Origin of the sequence: Pseudomonas sp. CNPSo 3701 (assembly GCF_028674975.1) — a bacterium.
GTDB lineage: Bacteria > Pseudomonadota > Gammaproteobacteria > Pseudomonadales > Pseudomonadaceae > Aquipseudomonas > Aquipseudomonas straminea.
Genome location: NZ_JAQZSI010000001.1, coordinates 812,651 through 829,212, shown reverse-complemented (window position 1 = coordinate 829,212; position 16,562 = coordinate 812,651). Strand labels below are relative to the sequence as shown.

The 16,562-nt window shown below is 64.3% G+C and carries 16 protein-coding genes; 5 read left to right on the top strand and 11 right to left on the bottom strand.

Going from position 1 to position 16,562, the window contains the following annotated elements:
* Positions 1 to 31 precede the first annotated feature (31 nt).
* From PVA39_RS03770 to bioB, 9 genes are all read right to left on the bottom strand, one after another.
* Positions 32 to 1,324: a GGDEF domain-containing protein gene (locus tag PVA39_RS03770; RefSeq protein WP_274122891.1), complete on the bottom strand. Its 1,293-nt coding sequence runs from the start codon at positions 1,322 to 1,324 to the stop codon at positions 32 to 34.
* A gap of 136 nt (positions 1,325 to 1,460) precedes the next feature.
* The gene (locus tag PVA39_RS03765) at positions 1,461 to 3,266 is read right to left on the bottom strand and encodes a phenylacyl-CoA dehydrogenase (RefSeq protein ID WP_274122890.1); all 1,806 of its coding nucleotides are present in this window, start codon (positions 3,264 to 3,266) and stop codon (positions 1,461 to 1,463) included.
* Between the two features lie 153 nt (positions 3,267 to 3,419).
* Positions 3,420 to 4,163: a putative metalloprotease CJM1_0395 family protein gene (locus tag PVA39_RS03760; RefSeq protein ID WP_274122889.1), complete on the bottom strand. Its 744-nt coding sequence runs from the start codon at positions 4,161 to 4,163 to the stop codon at positions 3,420 to 3,422.
* Positions 4,164 to 4,208: 45 nt separating this feature from the next.
* Positions 4,209 to 4,475 carry a hypothetical protein gene (locus PVA39_RS03755; RefSeq protein WP_274122888.1) on the bottom strand — a complete coding sequence of 89 codons (267 nt, stop codon included), beginning with the start codon at positions 4,473 to 4,475 and terminating at the stop codon, positions 4,209 to 4,211.
* Positions 4,476 to 4,567: 92 nt separating this feature from the next.
* Positions 4,568 to 5,251 (bottom strand): dethiobiotin synthase, encoded by a 684-nt coding sequence (gene bioD, locus PVA39_RS03750; protein ID WP_274122887.1) that lies wholly within the window; start codon positions 5,249 to 5,251, stop codon positions 4,568 to 4,570.
* A complete protein-coding gene (gene bioC, locus PVA39_RS03745) occupies positions 5,248 to 6,039 on the bottom strand; it encodes a malonyl-ACP O-methyltransferase BioC (RefSeq protein WP_274122886.1) in 792 nt (263 codons plus the stop codon). The genes bioD and bioC overlap by 4 nt, the downstream gene beginning before the upstream one ends.
* Positions 6,036 to 6,743: an alpha/beta fold hydrolase gene (locus PVA39_RS03740; protein WP_274122885.1), complete on the bottom strand. Its 708-nt coding sequence runs from the start codon at positions 6,741 to 6,743 to the stop codon at positions 6,036 to 6,038. Before PVA39_RS03740 ends, bioC begins: the two co-directional genes overlap by 4 nt.
* Positions 6,743 to 7,915, bottom strand: coding sequence for an 8-amino-7-oxononanoate synthase (bioF, locus tag PVA39_RS03735; RefSeq protein WP_274122884.1), 1,173 nt, complete (start codon positions 7,913 to 7,915; stop codon positions 6,743 to 6,745). Before bioF ends, PVA39_RS03740 begins: the two co-directional genes overlap by 1 nt.
* 91 nt (positions 7,916 to 8,006) lie before the next feature.
* A complete protein-coding gene (gene bioB / locus PVA39_RS03730) occupies positions 8,007 to 9,062 on the bottom strand; it encodes a biotin synthase BioB (RefSeq protein WP_274122883.1) in 1,056 nt (351 codons plus the stop codon).
* An 82-nt stretch (positions 9,063 to 9,144) separates the two neighbouring features.
* On the opposite strand from bioB, the gene PVA39_RS03725 reads away from it, so the two are divergent.
* The 4 genes from PVA39_RS03725 to rarD all read left to right on the top strand — a co-directional run bounded on the left by PVA39_RS03725 (position 9,145) and on the right by rarD (position 12,733).
* Positions 9,145 to 9,882 carry a ComF family protein gene (locus PVA39_RS03725; protein WP_274122882.1) on the top strand — a complete coding sequence of 246 codons (738 nt, stop codon included), beginning with the start codon at positions 9,145 to 9,147 and terminating at the stop codon, positions 9,880 to 9,882.
* Positions 9,883 to 9,940: 58 nt separating this feature from the next.
* Positions 9,941 to 10,705: a TOBE domain-containing protein gene (locus tag PVA39_RS03720; protein WP_274122881.1), complete on the top strand. Its 765-nt coding sequence runs from the start codon at positions 9,941 to 9,943 to the stop codon at positions 10,703 to 10,705.
* A gap of 66 nt (positions 10,706 to 10,771) precedes the next feature.
* Positions 10,772 to 11,746 carry a serine/threonine protein kinase gene (locus PVA39_RS03715; protein ID WP_274122880.1) on the top strand — a complete coding sequence of 325 codons (975 nt, stop codon included), beginning with the start codon at positions 10,772 to 10,774 and terminating at the stop codon, positions 11,744 to 11,746.
* A 90-nt stretch (positions 11,747 to 11,836) separates the two neighbouring features.
* Complete coding sequence (gene rarD, locus PVA39_RS03710; protein ID WP_093499985.1) at positions 11,837 to 12,733, top strand: EamA family transporter RarD; 897 nt, start codon at positions 11,837 to 11,839, stop codon at positions 12,731 to 12,733.
* A gap of 200 nt (positions 12,734 to 12,933) precedes the next feature.
* Here the strand turns inward: rarD and PVA39_RS03705 are convergent, their stop codons facing one another.
* Both PVA39_RS03705 and PVA39_RS03700 read right to left on the bottom strand, forming a co-directional pair.
* On the bottom strand, positions 12,934 to 13,452 hold the full coding sequence (locus PVA39_RS03705) for a glycine cleavage system protein R (RefSeq protein WP_013792932.1): 519 nt from the start codon (positions 13,450 to 13,452) through the stop codon (positions 12,934 to 12,936).
* Between the two features lie 23 nt (positions 13,453 to 13,475).
* The gene (locus tag PVA39_RS03700) at positions 13,476 to 13,922 is read right to left on the bottom strand and encodes a GNAT family N-acetyltransferase (RefSeq protein WP_274122879.1); all 447 of its coding nucleotides are present in this window, start codon (positions 13,920 to 13,922) and stop codon (positions 13,476 to 13,478) included.
* Between the two features lie 308 nt (positions 13,923 to 14,230).
* Here PVA39_RS03700 and PVA39_RS03695 point away from each other — a divergent pair, with 308 nt between their 5' ends.
* Positions 14,231 to 16,408 (top strand): malate synthase G, encoded by a 2,178-nt coding sequence (locus PVA39_RS03695; protein ID WP_274122878.1) that lies wholly within the window; start codon positions 14,231 to 14,233, stop codon positions 16,406 to 16,408.
* The last annotated feature ends 154 nt before the right edge of the window (positions 16,409 to 16,562 follow it).

Below are 16,562 nucleotides of genomic sequence, written 5' to 3'. Positions count from 1 at the left end.
GTCGTGTCGTGACCGGTCGACCACTGATCGGTCAGGCCGGGTCAGCCTTCACCTTTACCGCGCCGCGGCGGCGCTGCACCTGGCTGCTCACGCAGTTGCGCCCGGCGCTCTTGGCGCCATAAAGCGCCTTGTCGGCCGCCTTGAGCACCTCCTCCACACTGCGGTGCTCGTTGCTAGGCTGGGCCACGCCGATGCTGACCGTCACCGACACCTGGGATGCGCCTGAGCCGGCACGACGTTGGCGCCCTACTCTGTCGTCGACCGGGCGTAGTTGCTGATCACGCAGCTGAATCTGATAACGCTCGACCGCCTGACGTACCGCTTCCAGGTGAGGCAGACATTGCTCGACGTCCTTGCCGGGGAACACCAGGGTGAATTCCTCGCCGCCGTAACGATATACCTTGCCGCCACCACCGACCTTGCGCAGCTGGCTGGCCACCACGCGCAGCACCTGGTCGCCGGTATCATGGCCGTGGGTATCGTTGAATCGCTTGAAGTGATCCACATCAGCCATTGCGATCACGTAATTGCGCCCCAAGCGCTGCAGGCGCTCGTTCAAGGCACGGCGACCGGGCAATCCGGTCAACTCATCACGAAAAGCCATCTGGTAGGCCTCATGGGCCACGCCGACGACGATCATCAGCATCACCACACTGGACATTACCTGCAGTGCATGGGGCTGGATGAAGGTCTTGGGCAGCATCCAGAACAGCGCCAGGGCCCCGACCAGTTGCACGGCGTGTACAGGCCGGGGCTTGCGTAGGTACTGAACCAGCAAGGCGATGATCACCAGCAGGAATACTGGATAGGCCAGTTGCACTAGGTTCATCCACCCAGCGTGCAGCGACGGCCAGCGGATCACTGAGAGCCACTGCTCCAACTCAAGGGGATAACGCCGCGCCAACGCCGCAGCCACGCCGCCGACCGCAAGCAATACGGCCACACGCGCAACCAGATCCTGAATCAGATGGGTACGTTCGCGCCACATCGCGAACAGGCCGTAAAGCGCCGGCAACAGCAGGCTGCAGAGGTGGAAAACTAGAGCGGCGTCCTCGCGCACCCGGCCGAATTCACGGTAGTAATCGGCCTGTTCGTCGAGCAGGTAGTAGCCCAGATAGAGCACCAGCAACATGAATAGCTCACGCTGGCGGCCGTAAACCACGCAGAAGGTGCCACCTAGCAGCAGCAGCGAGGTGGGCAGCACGTTGAACAGCGAGGTGAAGAAGTCGGTCAGTGTCGGCAGTGTCGCGGCCAGCAAGCCGCCCCCAAGCAGGAGCAAGGCCGGCACGAAATGCCACAGGCGCAACGCGACTAAACGCGGCAAGGCGGGCTCCGCAATGGCCAAAGGAGGAAGCTGGCATTCTGCCTGTAATTAGCCGGCAACGCACGCCGGCACTCATAAGATCCTGTCCCATAAAAAACCGCGGCACTCAGGCCGCGGTTCATTTATCGCTGACGGATCAGTAGCTCAGCGCGAAATCTTCTTCGCTCATGTCCATCAGGTTACTGGCACCGGAAAGCATGGCCGCTACGTGAGTGCGGGTGCGTGGCAGGATCCGCGCGTAGTAGAACTGCGCAGTCTGCAGCTTGGCCTTGTAGAAGGCCTGGTCACCCTCGCCGGAGGCGATCTTCTCGGCCGCCACACGCGCCATGTCGGCCCAGAAGTAGGCCAGGCAGGCGTAGCCGGAGTACATCAGATAGTCGACCGAAGCGGCACCGACTTCCTCACGATCCTTCATGGCAGCCATGCCGATCTTCATGGTGACTTCGCCCCACTCCTTGTTGAGCTTGGCCAGCGGCTCGACGAATGCCTTGAGCGCATCAACGCCTTCATTGGCCTGACAGAACTTGTGGACGATCTTGGTGAAGCCTTTCAGCGCTTCGCCCTGGGTCATCAGCACTTTACGGCCCAGCAGGTCGAGCGCCTGAACGCCGGTGGTGCCTTCGTACATCATCGAGATGCGGCAGTCGCGCAGGTTCTGCTCCATGCCCCACTCGCTGATGAAGCCATGGCCGCCATAGATCTGCATACCGTGGGATGCCGACTCGAAGCCGACTTCGGTCATGAACGCCTTGGCGATCGGGGTCAGGAAGGCCAGCAGGCCGTCGGCCGCTTTCTTCTGCTCCTCGTCCTGAGCGTACTTGACGACGTCCACTTGCTTGGCAGTGAAGTAGACCATCGCACGGTTGCCTTCGGCGAACGCCTTCATGGTCAGCAGCATGCGGCGCACGTCCGGGTGCACGATGATAGGGTCGGCGGCCTTGTCCGGCGCTTTTGGGCCAGTCAGCGAACGCATCTGCAGGCGTTCACGGGCGTACTTGATGGCGCCCTGGAAGCCCAGCTCGGCGTGGGCCAGACCTTGCAGCGCGGTACCCAGGCGAGCGGTGTTCATGAAGGTGAACATGCAGTTCAGACCTTTGTTCGGCGGGCCGATCAGGAAACCGGTGGCCGAATCGAAGTTCATCACGCAGGTGGCATTACCGTGGATACCCATCTTGTGTTCGATGGATCCACAGCTCACGCCGTTGCGCTCACCCACGCCGCCTTCGGCATTGGGCAGGAACTTGGGCACGATGAACAGGGAGATCCCCTTGGTGCCAGCCGGCGCATCGGGCAGGCGGGCCAGGACGATATGGACGATGTTGTCGGCCATGTCGTGCTCGCCAGCGGAGATAAAAATCTTGGTGCCGGAGATGCTGTAGGAGCCATCAGCCTTTGGCTCGGCCTTGGTGCGCAGCATGCCCAGATCAGTGCCGCAGTGCGGCTCGGTCAGGCACATGGTGCCGGTCCACTCACCGGACACCAGCTTGGTCAGGTAGGTGTGCTGCTGCTCTTCGGTGCCGTGGGCAGAGATGGTATTCATTGCACCGTGGGACAGGCCTGGGTACATGCCCCACGACCAGTTGGCGGTGCCGACCATTTCGCTGACCGCCAGGCCCAGGGACTCAGGCAAGCCCTGACCACCGTGCTCGACATCGTGAGCCAGGCTCGGCCAGCCGCCTTCGACGAACTGCTTGTACGCTTCCTTGAAACCGGTCGGCGTCTTCACGCCGGACTCGCTCCAGGTGCAACCTTCGGTATCGCCCACGCGGTTCAGTGGAGAGAGCACCTGCTCGCAGAACTTGGCGCCTTCTTCGAGAATCGCGTCGACCATGTCTGGCGTGGCGTCCTGGCAGCCAGGCAGGCTCTGGTAATGCGCGTCATAGCCGAGCAGCTCGTCACGTACGAAACGGATATCGCGCAAGGGGGCCTTGTAATCAGGCATAGCGGGTACCTCTGCGGGTGGGCTCTTATGTTGGGAATGACCGATGGGCGGTCGTTTGCAGAATAGCCATGGGGAGAGCGTCGACGACACCCTCAAACACATGTTTGAAACATACGTTTACGCCCAATAGCTGTCAAGGCTGCTTATAGGCGTTCAGGCGCGAAGATCCACCAGCCCTGAAGACCGCTGCTCATCCGTGAACGCGGCATAAAGGCTGATGCCAGCTGGCACTGGCGGGCTCGCGACACTGTCGGCCGTGACTGACGGGTCGTCGCTTTTTTCGGCTTTTTCGTCGGCAGGTGCCTTGCCCTCTCCAGCTTCACCGCGCTGAGTGACCGCCAGCTCGGCACGCGCCGCCGCCAGTTGCGCCTGCGCCTGGCTGGCCACGCTGCGATCCTGACCAGAGGGCTCGGCAGGCGCCAGCGCGGCGCGAATGACGATTTCCATCTTGGTAATGGTGGCCTGGGGATCGTTAGCGACTGCGCCGACATCGATACCCACTTCTCCACCAGAGGCATAGCGCTTGCCGTCCGGCCCTTGGGTATAGGTGTAAGTGGGTGAGCCGGCATGTACACCGCCAACAGCGGCGTGTGCCTGTTCATGGGCACGCACTTCACGATCACGATTGGCCAGTTCAGCGATGACTAGCTGCAGCTTCTGCTCTTCCTGGGCTGTGCGTGGCTCGCCGGGCTTGGCGGGTGTGGATGAATCCTGAGATTTGCCCTGCTCTTCCTGGGAGCTGGCAGCGTTGGCACTATCGGCTTCGTTGCCGGCGGCTACGGGAGAGAAGGAGGCGCGGGCAAGCTCGGGCGAGCTGCTGGACTCAACCGGGCGCGGTGCAGAGGCGGCAGTTGAGTAAGCGGGAAAATAGGCGGAGGAAAAACCGGCAATCTGCATGGCGTGCTCCCTCCTGGAGTCGAGCGCCCGAACGGGCGCTGCGATTTAGGCGGTGACGTCGATCAAGGTGCCCAGCACCTTGTCTGCGGTTTCCACGACGCGAGCACCGGCCTGGGCTTCGTACTGGCCGACGCGCATCTCGACCATGCTTTCGGCCATGTCGGCACGCGCTGCGGAAGGCTCGTTGGCCTGGGCGCGCTCGGCAGTCACCGGGGCGCTGGCGATCTCACCGGCGGCCTGATCGACACGGCGCTGGCCGGACTGGATGGTATTGATACCGGAAGTGAAAGCACTGACGGACGAGATCTGCATGGGACGTCTCCTGCTGCAGGAACCTTATGACGCGCATTTAAGCAGAAGCCGGTTAAAAGATGTACAACCAAAAATGCTGCACGTGACCGGGTTCATAGCATCAATCGCGATAAATCGAGGTGCTGCGCCACCTGTTCAGCGGACACCGACGACAGAAATGGTACCTGTCCGATGCAGGGCGCCGGCAGCCGCTCGGCGAGCGTGGCGAGGTTGTCTTCAAGCCGCGCCGTGTTCGGGTCGACCACATTGGCAACCCAGCCGGCCAGCGGCAAGCCGTCAGCAATAATGGCTTCAGCGCTCAACACCGCATGATTGATACAGCCCAACCGCACGCCCACTACCAAGATCACCGGAAGCGCCAGAACACCTGCGAGATCTGCCAGCGTGGCCATACCGCCCAGCGGTACGCGCCAGCCACCGGCCCCTTCGACGAGGGTGAAGTCCGCACCTTTATCCAGAATCACCTGAACCGCCCCCTGCAAGGTCGACACATCGAGTGACACACCGATATCCCGAGCGGCCAGATGCGGTGCGATGGCGGGCGCGAACGCCAGCGGATTCACCTCGTCATAGCGCAACGGCAGCGTGCACTGTGCGAGCAGCGCCAATGCGTCGTCGTTGCGCAGGCCCTCGGCGGTCAGCTGGCAGCCGGAGGCGACCGGCTTGGCCGCCGCGGTCGACTGCCCGGCGATGCGAGCGGCGTACAGCAGGCCTGCTGCAATAGTGGTCTTGCCAATTTCGGTATCGGTGCCAGTGACGAAATAGGCAGCGCTCATGGTCGGGGCTCCTTTTGCAGTACGCCGTAGATGACCTGATAAGTGCACGGCAAACCCTCGGGCTGACGCTGCCGTTCATAGGCATCGGCCAGGGCCCGCAACCGTGCTCGGCCGGTCAGCCCTACGGGGCGGCCTTCATTGAGATTGTGCGCGCCGAGAGCCTTGAGGCTATGGGTAAGGCTGCGCAGCTCCGGATAATGCAAGCGATGGGCGCGCACCTGTAGCCGCTCCACCCGAAAGCCACTGGCGGCGCACAGCGCCTGATAGTCCTCAAGGCGGCGGAAACGGTTGATGTGCACGAAACCGTCCACCGCCTGCCAGCTGTCGCGAAGCTCCTGCAGGGTGCCGACACACAGGCTGCTGAACGCCAGCACGCCACCCGGGCGCAGCACCCGCTGCGCTTCACTCAGTACTGCGGCGAAGTCCGCACACCACTGCAGCGCCAGGCTGGAGAAGATCAGGTCACAACAGCTGTCGCGCAGCGGAAGCCGCTCGGCATCGCCGGCCACGAACGCCTGAGCACCGCCCAGCAGCCGAGCGTGCTGCAACATGCCCTCGGCGATGTCCACGGCGATGCCCTCGCCTTGCGGATACCAGTCCGCCAGCGCGCGGCTGAAAAAACCGGTGCCACAGCCCATGTCGAGCCAACGCTGTGGCTGCAGGTGCAGCGGCAAGTACCACAGCAGTTGCCGGCCGACGTCGCGCTGCAACTGCGCCACGCTGTCGTAGGTCTCAGCGGCCCTGGAGAAGGATGCCGCCACCTGGCGTTTGTCCGGGCGGGCGCTCATGGCTGCGCCTCCATGAAGCGCGCTATTGCGGCTGACACTTCGCCCACCTGCTCGATCACCAGGGCATGGCTTGCGCCTTCGATCTGACGCACATCGGCGACTGGCTGCAGCGCCCGGATGGCGACCGCAGCAGCGCCCGGCACCAGCGCATCGTCAGCGGCGAACAGATGAAGTTGCGGCCCGCTGAATTGCTGCAGCGCCTCCCGCGTATCGAGCGCGGCCAGCAGATCCAGGCCAGCCAGGGAATCGCTGCTATCGGCCTGCCCCAGCAGGCGGCGGGACAATCCACGAAAATCCACAGCCCCCTGGCTACAGAGCATGGCGAAACGCTTGAGCGTCGCGGCGGGGTTGAGCGTGTAGGCCTCGCGAAACGCCTCGAAGGTCGCAGCTGGCATCGCGGCAGGCCACGCCTCGCTGGCCGTGAAGCGCGCGTTGCTGGCTACAGTCAGCAGGCCCGGACAATCCGCGCCGCGGCGCGCCGCCAGCAAGGTGGCGAGCATGCCGCCCAAGGACCAGCCGCCCAGCCATACGCCGCGTGGCAGGCGTTCATCCAGAGCATCCAGCCAGCGCTCGCTATCGGCGTGCTCGAACGCTGGCAACGGCTCGATGGCGACCTGAGCCTGATCGGCCAGCGCCGCAGCCAAGGGCTGCAGCGGCGCATTGCCCAGCCCCCAGCCGGGCAGCAGAATAAGCGATGGACGCATCACCTTGTCTCCCCCGGCAGCTGCGCCCAGCACCGGGCCAGGGCGTCGAGCAGTTGATCGACCTGAGCCAGCTCATGGGCCGCGGACAGGGTAACTCGCAGGCGCGCGCTGCCCGCCGGCACGGTAGGCGGGCGAATCGCGGTGACCAGAATGCCGCGCTCACGCAGCGCCTGGGATAAAGCCATGGCGCGGCCGCTATCACCGATCAGGATCGGCTGGATGGCAGTGTCGCTCTCCATCAGCGTAAGCCCGAGCGTGGCGGCGCCTTGGCGAAAGCGCGCGATCAGCGCTGCCAAGTGCTCGCGGCGCCAGTGTTCGCTGCGCAAGAGTTCCAGACTCTTGAGGGTGGCGCAGGCCAGCGCCGGCGGTTGGCTGGTGGTGTAGATATACGGCCGGGCGAACTGCACCAGGGTGTCGATCAGTTCGTCGCTGCCCGCCACGAAGGCGCCAGCGGTACCGAATGCCTTGCCAAGGGTGCCGACCAGCACCGGTACCTCATCGATGCCCAATCCGAACTGCTCGACCACCCCGCCGCCGGTGGCGCCCAGGGTACCGAAACCATGGGCGTCGTCGACCATCACCCAGGCGTCGTGGCGGCGCGCCTCGGCGCACAGCGCCGGCAGGTCGGCCACGTCGCCATCCATGCTGAATACGCCGTCGCACACCACCAGGGTATTGCCCTCGACCTTGGCCAGGCGGCTGGCGAGACTCTGCGCATCGTTGTGCAGGTAGCGTGAGAAACGTGCGCCGCTGAGCAGGCCGGCGTCCAATAGCGATGCATGGTTGAGGCGATCCTCGAGCACCGAGTCGCCCTTGCCCACCAGTGCGGTGACCGCGCCCAGGTTGGCCATGTAGCCCGTGGAGAACAGCAGTGCGCGGGGCCGGCCGGTGAAGTCGGCCAGAGCTTCTTCCAGTTCATGGTGCGGCGTGCTGTGGCCGATCACCAGATGCGATGCGCCGCCACCGACGCCCCAGCGCTGGGCGCCGGCGCGCCAGGCTTCGATCACCTGGGGGTGGTTGGCCAGGCCCAGGTAATCGTTGGAGCAGAAGGCCAGCAATCGGCGGCCATCCACCTCCACTAGCGGTCCCTGAGGGCTGCTCAGCAGGGGGCGCTGACGATACAGATCGGCAGCGCGGCGCTCGGCCAGGCGAGCGGCAAGATCGAAACTCATGGGTTCACCCTAAGGCGCAGAGCGTCCAGCGCTTACCGGCTGTCACGGCTCACCGGCAACGGGCAGGCGCCGTCCTGGCGCCTGCAAGGGATCAAACGGCGGCGTCGTAGAACAGCCGCGAATCACGCTGCTCGACCAGCGCCTGCTCGATGGCGGCTTGGTGCACCTCGTCGGCGTGCTCTTCGCGGGCTTCGGGCTGGATGCCGAGGCGGGCGAACAGCCGCATGTCTTTGTCGGCCTGGGGGTTGGCGGTGGTCAGCAGTTTTTCGCCGTAGAAGATCGAGTTGGCGCCGGCGAAGAAGGCCAGGGCCTGCATCTGCTCGTTCATCGCCTCGCGGCCGGCGGACAGGCGCACGTGGGACTTGGGCATCATGATGCGCGCCACGGCCAGCATGCGGATGAAGTCAAAGGGGTCGACGTCTTCCTCATTGGCCAGCGGTGTGCCCTCGACCTTGACCAGCATATTGATCGGCACCGACTCGGGGTGCTCGGGCAGGTTGGCGAGCTGAATCAGCAGGCCGGCGCGGTCGTCCAGCGACTCGCCCATGCCGAGGATGCCGCCCGAGCAGATCTTCATGCCCGCGTCGCGCACGTAGGCCAGGGTCTGCAGGCGCTCGCTGTAGGTACGGGTGGTGATGATGCTGCCGTAGAACTCCGGCGAGGTATCCAGATTGTGGTTGTAGTAATCCAGGCCGGCCTCGGCCAGGGCGGCGGTCTGCTCCCTGTCGAGCTTGCCCAGGGTCATGCAGGTTTCTAGACCCAGAGCCTTTACACCCTCGACCATCTTCAGCACGTAAGGCATGTCCTTGGCGGACGGATGCTTCCAAGCAGCGCCCATGCAGAAACGCGTCGAGCCGATGGCCTTGGCCTCGGCCGCCGCTTCCAGCACCTTCTGCACCTCCATTAGCTTCTGCTTGTCCAGGCCGGTGTTGTAGTGGCCGGACTGCGGGCAGTACTTGCAGTCTTCCGGGCAGGCGCCAGTCTTGATCGACAGCAGCGTGGAGACCTGCACGCGGTTGGCATCGAAGTGCGCGCGGTGCACGGTCTGGGCTTGAAACAGCAGGTCATTGAACGGCTGCTCGAACAGCGCGCGAACCTCGGCGAGGCTCCAATCGTGACGCAGGGAGGTGGCGGTACTGGCGCTCATGGGGGCAAGTCCTTATCTACAGGCGGCCTGCTAGAGTCGAAGCAGGCCCAACACGGATGTGCGGCATAGTTAAGGAAGCCTTATGCACTGTCAACCACCAGCAAACCTCAAGGTTTACAATTGGCTAAAAATAAAACAAACCTGCTTGTTGTGTGATGAACGGGTAGATACGCGACTACCGCTCTGCGCCGAGTGTGACGCTGAGCTGCCGTGGCTCGGCCCCCATTGCCAGGTCTGCGCTCTGCCGCTGGCGGTCGATGGCCTGACATGCGGCAGTTGCCTGAAACGCCCGCCGCCGTTCAGCCGTGTCGAAGCGCCCTGGCGTTATGGATTTCCGGTCGATGCGCTGATCAATCGTTTCAAACATCAGGCCCGCTGGCCCATCGGGCGCCTGCTGGGCGATCTGCTCGCGCGCCATCTTACTCACGCCTTCAACGAGGGCTTGCCAAAGCCCGATTTGCTGCTGCCGGTTCCTCTGTCACCCAAGCGCCAGCGGCAACGCGGCTTCAACCAGGCGCAGCTGCTTGCCGAAGTGGCGAGTCACGCACTGCAGATTCCCCAACGCAGCGACTGGTTGCAGCGCAACGGCGACGCTCCCGCCCAGCAGAAACTCGATGCCGCCGCGCGACGCCGCAATCTGCGTGGTGCCTTTGCCCTGCGACTCACCGCCCAGCCTCGCGGCCTGCACTTGGCCTTGATCGACGATGTGCTGACCACCGGCGCAACGGCTCAGCAGCTGGCGCGCCTGCTGATGCGCGCGGGCGCTCTGCGAGTAGATGTGTACTGCCTGGCGCGCACGCCGGCTCCGGGCGACGATTGACGCCGCCTGGGAGCGTCACGCACAGTGGCCGACCGCCCTCATTCATCGCCTGCTGCCCATGTCCACCCTGTCCCTGCTCGCCCAACACGTTACCCGCCGCCCGCACCGCATCGCCCTGCTCGAGCAGATCGCCGAACAGGGCTCGATCACCCGCGCCGCCAAAGCCGCCGGCATGAGCTACAAGGCCGCCTGGGACGCCATCGACGAACTCAACAACCTCGCCGACCAGCCACTGGTGGCCCGCAACGTGGGGGGCAAGGGCGGCGGCGGGGCACGGCTCACGCCAAGTGGCGAGCGCCTGCTGCAATTGCACCAACGCCTGCTGGCGATTCAGGCCGAGGTGCTGCAGGCCGCCGACGATGACGCCGACCTGCAGCTGCTGGGCCGTCTGATGCTGCGCACCAGTGCGCGTAACCAGCTCAGCGGCCGGGTGCGTGCGATCCAGCCACAGGGCGGTAATGACCTGATCGACATCGAACTGCCCGGCGAAGTGGCGATCCAGGCGCAGATCACCCGCAGCAGCACCGCCCACCTGCAACTGCAGCCAGGCGTAGCGCTGCTGGTGCTGATCAAGGCTGGCTGGCTACAGCTCAGCGCGGTCAGCGAGGAGCCCGCCCCGGCACTCAACACCCTGCTCGGGCATATCGAACAGATTCAGGTCGAGGCCGACGGCCCCAGCGAAGTGCGCATCGGCCTGCCCAACGGGCAGACGCTGTGCGCCCAGGCGCCTGCCGAACAGCTTAGCGACCTGGGCCTGGTGGTTGGCAGCCCGGTACGCGCGCAGTTCGCCGCCTCTCAGGTACTGCTCGGCACTCAGGTCTAGGGCGAATAGTGCCCGTGCAGGCCGCGCCGAGGCGTTACACTCTGCGGCCAACCGCAGGAGCCGCCCATGACCCATCCCTTCGCCGCCCTCACCCCCGATCTGGTTCTGGATGCCGTCGAGAGTCTGGGCTACCTCAGCGATGCCCGTGTATTGGCCCTGAACAGCTACGAAAACCGTGTTTATCAAGTGGGCATCGAGGCCGAAACGCCGCTGATCGCCAAGTTCTACCGGCCGGATCGCTGGACGGACGAAGCGATTCGCGAAGAGCACAGCTTCACCGCCGAACTGGCCGAACGCGAAGTGCCGGTGGTGGCGCCGCTGCAGCGTGACGGCGAAACCCTGTTCGCGCACGCCGGCTTTCGCTTTGCGCTGTTTCCGCGCCGCGGTGGGCGCGCGCCAGAGCCGGGCAACCTGGATCAGCTGTATCGCCTAGGCCAACTGCTTGGCCGCCTGCACGCGGTCGGCGCGATGCGCCCCTTCAAGCACCGCGAATTGCTGCGGGTCGACAACTTCGGTCACGCCTCGCTGGCCACCCTGCTGGACGGCAACTTCATTCCCAAAAGCCTGCTGCCAGCCTACGAATCGGTGGCTCGCGACCTGCTCAAACGTCTCGATCAGCTGTTCGCCGCAAATCCTGCCAAGGCGATCCGCCTGCATGGCGACTGTCACCCCGGCAACCTGCTGTGCCGTGACGAGACCTTCCACATGGTCGACCTGGACGACTGCCGCATGGGCCCGGCCATTCAGGACCTGTGGATGATGCTGGCGGGGGAGCGCCACGAGCGCCTCGGGCAGATCGCCGAACTGGTCGACGGCTATCAGGAATTCCACGATTTCGATCCCCGTGAACTGCCGTTGATCGAAGGTTTACGCTCCCTGCGCCTGATGCATTACAGCGCCTGGCTGGCGCGCCGCTGGGACGACCCGGCATTCCCCCAGAGCTTTCCCTGGTTCGGCAGCGAGCGCTACTGGGGCGAGCAGATCCTGATGCTGCGCGAGCAGATCGCGGCGCTGGATGAAGAGCCGCTGAAGCTGTTCTGAAACCCACGGATTCGGCAAGAAAAAGCTGAACGCGCAGACAACTGCGCACTAGAATGATGCGCTTTCCCCACTGCCTCGATAAGGACTTACATGGCCACCGCAGATTTGCGCCGCGGCTACATCCTGGGCCTTTCCGCCTACGTCATCTGGGGCCTGTTCCCGATGTACTTCAAGGCGATCCAGGCCGTGCCCTCGCTGGAAATCATCGTTCATCGCGCCATCTGGTCGGCGCTGTTCGGCGCCTTGCTGCTGCTCGTATGGAAGCACCCGGGCTGGCTGCGCGAACTGATCGACCACCCCAAGCGCTTCGCGGTGCTGGCCCTGAGCGGCTCGCTGATCGCCGGCAACTGGCTGATCTACGTCTGGGCAGTGAACAACGGGCGCATGCTCGAGGCGAGCCTGGGTTATTACATCAACCCGCTGGTCAACGTGCTGCTCGGCATGCTGATTCTTGGCGAACGGCTGCGGCGCTTGCAGTGGGTCGCGGTGGCGCTGGCGGCGATTGGCGTCGGCCAACAGGTGTGGCAGGTGGGCAGCCTGCCCTGGGTGTCGCTGGCCCTGGCGTTGAGCTTCGCGACCTACGGGCTGATCCGCAAGAAAGCGCCAGTCGCCGCGCTGCCGGGGCTGGTGGTGGAAACCTGGATTTTGTTGCCACTGGCCATCGGCTGGATTGTCTTCCACCCAGACGCGATGAGCAGTCAGCCGGCGTTCTGGACTACAAGTGAGGCGCTGTGGCTGATGGCCGCCGGCCCGGTCACTCTGATTCCGCTGGTATGTTTCAACGCCGCTGCGCGGCATCTGCCCTTCGCCACCCTGGGCTTTTTGCAATACGTGGCACCGACCCTGGTGCTGCTGCTGGCGGTGTTCGTTTTCGACGAGCATTTCGACCCAGCGAAACTCATCTCCTTTCTGCTTATCTGGGCGGGGCTGGCGGTGTACAGCGTCGACGCCTGGCGAACCCTGCGCAAGCGCCCGGCAACCGTTTGAAAGCAAAGGCCGCTGATTCAGCGGCCTTGTCGTTTCTGGCGCCCAGGTTCAGTGACCTAGCAGACCGTTGAAAAACGTAGGCGAGGCCGCCAGTGCAAGGCAAAAACAACCGAAAAAGCGGAGTGTACGAGCTGTACATGAGCATTTTGAGGCTGTTTTTAACGCAGCGATGGCAACGTAGGTAGTTTTTCAACGGCCTGTTAGTCTTCCATGCGCAGCTTGAGCTCCACCATCAGGTCATCCGCCAGGCTTTCCAGCGAGGTCTGCAGGGTGCTCAGCGGCAGACCTTCCGGCACAGCCAGGGTCGCCTGGGCGTGGAACAGCGGCTCGCCGCTCATGGGTGCGGGCGTCACCTCGGTCACCAGGTTCTCCAGGTTGACGCCATTGGCGGCCAGCAGCCGGGTGATGTCGCGCACGATCCCGGCGCGGTCGTTGCCCAACAGATCAAGGTGAATGGACTTCCAGGTGCAGTCCGGCTCTGCGCCGGCCGAGGCGAGCTGCACGCGAATGCCCTGGGCGCTGAGCTCGCCTAGCGCCTCCATCAGCGCGCCATGGGAGGCGGCCGGTACATCGACGCGCAGGATGCCGGCGAACTGCCCGGCCATGCGCGACATACGGCTCTCCAGCCAGTTGCCACCGTGCTTGGCCACGCACTGGGCAACGCGCTCGACCAGGCCGGGCTGGTCCTGGGCGATAACGGTGAGTATCAGGTGATCCATGCTCATGTCCTCGTCGTGGGCGCTCAATTCAGGTCGAGCCAATAGGTCAGGTAAACCTCATCCCGAACATAGCCGAGACGTTCATAGAGAGACTGCGCCGCCAGATTGGTTCGCGCCGTTTCCAGCTGCAAGCCGCAGGCGCCGGTGGCCAGCGCATGCTGCCTGGCAGCCTCGAGCAGTTGCTCACCGATGCCCTGGCGCCGCGCGTGATCGGCGACGTACAGGTCGCTGAGCAGCAGGCTCGGGCGCAGCGCCAGTGATGCATAAAGCGGATAGAGCTGCACGAAGCCCTTGGCCGCGCCCTCTTCGCTACGGGCGACCAAGATCGTCGAGTCGCTGCGCTCCAGCCGCGCCAAGAGAAAATCGCGCACCTCCCGGGTGCTTTTGTCGACCTTGTAAAAGGTCAGATAGGCCGCGAACAGCGGCACCAGGTCATCGAGATCAGCAGTGGTCGCAGCGCGTGTCGGCATGTTGGCGTCCTCACAGGTGGTCTGCAGTATAGGCAGCGGTGCGCCAATCAGCTTCCTGGCAAGAATACGACCAAGGTCGCGGCGATCATTTCTGGACTGTTTTTCCCAATTCGTTCATGTAGTATCAGCCAAACCCCACTACATGAACCCAAACCCAGTCCTGCTGGTTGTGGAAAACCCCGCTCACGAAGCACCTCCAGACACGCCGCAACGCGGGCAGCCGTCGACCACGGCCCCAAGGCGATCGGTCTGCGCAGCATCGAGGGTTCCCGCCGTTACACAGGCTAAGCGAAGCAGAGAGGCGAGAGATGACTGAGCGTATTCGAGTCGGTGGCCTGCAGGTCGCCAAGGTGCTGTTCGATTTCATCAACAACGAAGCCATTCCCGGCAGCGGCGTGACCGCCGAGGCATTCTGGGCCGGTGCCGATGCCGTATTCGGTGACCTGGCGCCGAAGAACCGCGCACTGCTCGACAAGCGCGATCAGCTGCAGGCACAGATCGACGGCTGGCACCGCGAGCGGGCCGGCAAGCCACACGATGCGGCGGCCTACAAAGCCTTTCTGCAGCAGATCGGCTACCTGCAGCCACAGCCTGAGCACGTGCAGGCCAGCACCGAGAACGTCGACGACGAGATCGCCCGCATGGCTGGCCCGCAGTTGGTGGTGCCGGTGATGAACGCGCGCTTCGCGCTCAACGCCAGCAACGCCCGCTGGGGCTCGCTGTACGACGCGCTGTACGGCACCGATGCGATCAGCGAGGAAGGCGGCGCCGAAAAGGGCAAGGGCTACAACCGCGTTCGCGGCGACAAGGTGATCGCCGCCGCGCGCGCCTTCCTCGATGAAAGCGCGCCGCTGGCCACCGGCTCCCACGCCGAGGTCACCGGTTACCGCATCGAAGGCGACAAACTGCTGGTTACCCTGAGCAATGGGGACATCAGCGGCCTGCGCGACGCCGATCAACTGGTCGGTTTCCAGGGCGAGGCCGCCGCGCCCATCGCCGTCCTGCTCAAGCACAACGGCCTGCATTTCGAGATCCAGATTGACGCCGCCAGCCCGATCGGCAGCACCGACGCCGCTGGCGTGAAGGACGTGCTGATGGAATCGGCGCTGACCACCATCATGGACTGCGAAGACTCGGTGGCGGCGGTGGATGCCGACGACAAGACCCTGGTCTACCGCAACTGGCTGGGCCTGATGAAGGGCGACCTCAGCGAAGAAGTCAGCAAGGGCGGCAGCACCTTCACCCGTACCATGAACCCGGATCGCGTCTACACCCGACCGAACGGCGGCGAGTTGACCCTGCACGGGCGCAGCCTGCTGTTCGTGCGCAACGTCGGCCACCTGATGACCAACCCGGCGGTGCTCGACGCCAGCGGCAACGAGCTGCCCGAAGGCATCCTCGATGCGCTGTGCACCAGCCTCGCCGCGCTGCACAATCTCAACGGCAACAATAGCCGCGCCAACAGCCGCACCGGCTCGGTGTACATCGTCAAACCGAAGATGCACGGCCCCGAAGAAGTGGCCTTCACCAGCGGACTGTTCGGCCGTGTCGAGCAGATGTTGGGCCTGGCGCGCAACACGCTCAAGGTCGGCATCATGGACGAGGAACGGCGTACCACCGTAAACCTCAAGGCCTGCATCGCCGCGGCCAGCGAGCGTGTGGTGTTCATCAATACCGGTTTCCTCGACCGCACCGGCGACGAAATCCATACCTCCATGGAAGCCGGCGCCATGGTGCGCAAGGCCGCCATGAAGAGCGAGAAGTGGATCAGCGCCTACGAGAACAACAACGTCGACGTCGGCCTGGCCAGCGGCCTGCAGGGCCGTGCGCAGATCGGCAAAGGGATGTGGGCGATGCCCGACCTGATGGCCGCCATGCTAGAACAGAAGATCGGCCACCCGCTGGCCGGTGCCAACACCGCCTGGGTGCCCTCGCCGACCGCCGCCACCCTGCACGCGCTGCACTATCACAAGGTCGACGTGTTCGCCCGCCAGGCCGAGCTGGCCAAACGCGCCCCGGCCTCGCTGGACGAAATCCTCAGCATTCCGCTGGCGCCAGACACCAACTGGAGCGACGAGGAAATCCGCAACGAGCTGGACAACAACGCCCAGGGCATCCTCGGCTACGTGGTGCGCTGGATCGACCAGGGCGTCGGCTGCTCCAAGGTGCCGGACATCAATGACATCGGCCTGATGGAAGATCGCGCCACCCTGCGCATCTCCAGCCAGCTGCTGGCCAACTGGCTGCGCCATGGCGTGGTCAGCGAGGCGCAGGTGCTGGAGAGCCTCAAGCGCATGGCGCCAGTGGTGGATCGGCAGAATGCCGGTGACCCGCTGTATCGCCCGATGGCACCGGCGTTCGACGGCAACATCGCCTTCCAGGCGGCCGTGGAGCTGGTGCTCGAAGGCGCCAAGCAGCCCAACGGCTACACCGAACCGGTGCTGCATCGCCGTCGTCGGGAGCTAAAGGCCAGCCTGGCGCGCTAAGCGTCAACGCAAAAAAGAAAACCGCCGAGAGGCGGTTTTCTTTTATTCGCAGATTGGTTGGTGGGTTACGGCGCCACGAACGCCGTACCACGCCTCAACGGCGAAGCGGCGCCTTCACCCACCCTACGATTCGAAGAGACCATGCACCCCCTGT

Bases quoted from the DNA above. Each gene is read 5' to 3' on its own strand.
- PVA39_RS03765 (WP_274122890.1), bottom strand. From the start codon at position 3,266: ATGCCTGATTACAAGGCCCCCTTGCGCGATATCCGTTTCGTACGTGAC.
- PVA39_RS03760 (WP_274122889.1), bottom strand. From the start codon at position 4,163: ATGCAGATTGCCGGTTTTTCCTCCGCCTATTTTCCCGCTTACTCAACT.
- PVA39_RS03755 (WP_274122888.1), bottom strand. From the start codon at position 4,475: ATGCAGATCTCGTCCGTCAGTGCTTTCACTTCCGGTATCAATACCATC.
- bioD (WP_274122887.1), bottom strand. From the start codon at position 5,251: ATGAGCGCTGCCTATTTCGTCACTGGCACCGATACCGAAATTGGCAAG.
- bioC (WP_274122886.1), bottom strand. From the start codon at position 6,039: ATGAGCGCCCGCCCGGACAAACGCCAGGTGGCGGCATCCTTCTCCAGG.
- PVA39_RS03740 (WP_274122885.1), bottom strand. From the start codon at position 6,743: ATGCGTCCATCGCTTATTCTGCTGCCCGGCTGGGGGCTGGGCAATGCG.
- bioF (WP_274122884.1), bottom strand. From the start codon at position 7,915: ATGAGTTTCGATCTTGCCGCTCGCCTGGCCGAGCGCCGCGCTGCCGAT.
- bioB (WP_274122883.1), bottom strand. From the start codon at position 9,062: ATGAGCGCCAGTACCGCCACCTCCCTGCGTCACGATTGGAGCCTCGCC.
- PVA39_RS03725 (WP_274122882.1), top strand. From the start codon at position 9,145: ATGCACTGTCAACCACCAGCAAACCTCAAGGTTTACAATTGGCTAAAA.
- PVA39_RS03720 (WP_274122881.1), top strand. From the start codon at position 9,941: ATGTCCACCCTGTCCCTGCTCGCCCAACACGTTACCCGCCGCCCGCAC.
- PVA39_RS03715 (WP_274122880.1), top strand. From the start codon at position 10,772: ATGACCCATCCCTTCGCCGCCCTCACCCCCGATCTGGTTCTGGATGCC.
- rarD (WP_093499985.1), top strand. From the start codon at position 11,837: ATGGCCACCGCAGATTTGCGCCGCGGCTACATCCTGGGCCTTTCCGCC.
- PVA39_RS03705 (WP_013792932.1), bottom strand. From the start codon at position 13,452: ATGGATCACCTGATACTCACCGTTATCGCCCAGGACCAGCCCGGCCTG.
- PVA39_RS03700 (WP_274122879.1), bottom strand. From the start codon at position 13,922: ATGCCGACACGCGCTGCGACCACTGCTGATCTCGATGACCTGGTGCCG.
- PVA39_RS03695 (WP_274122878.1), top strand. From the start codon at position 14,231: ATGACTGAGCGTATTCGAGTCGGTGGCCTGCAGGTCGCCAAGGTGCTG.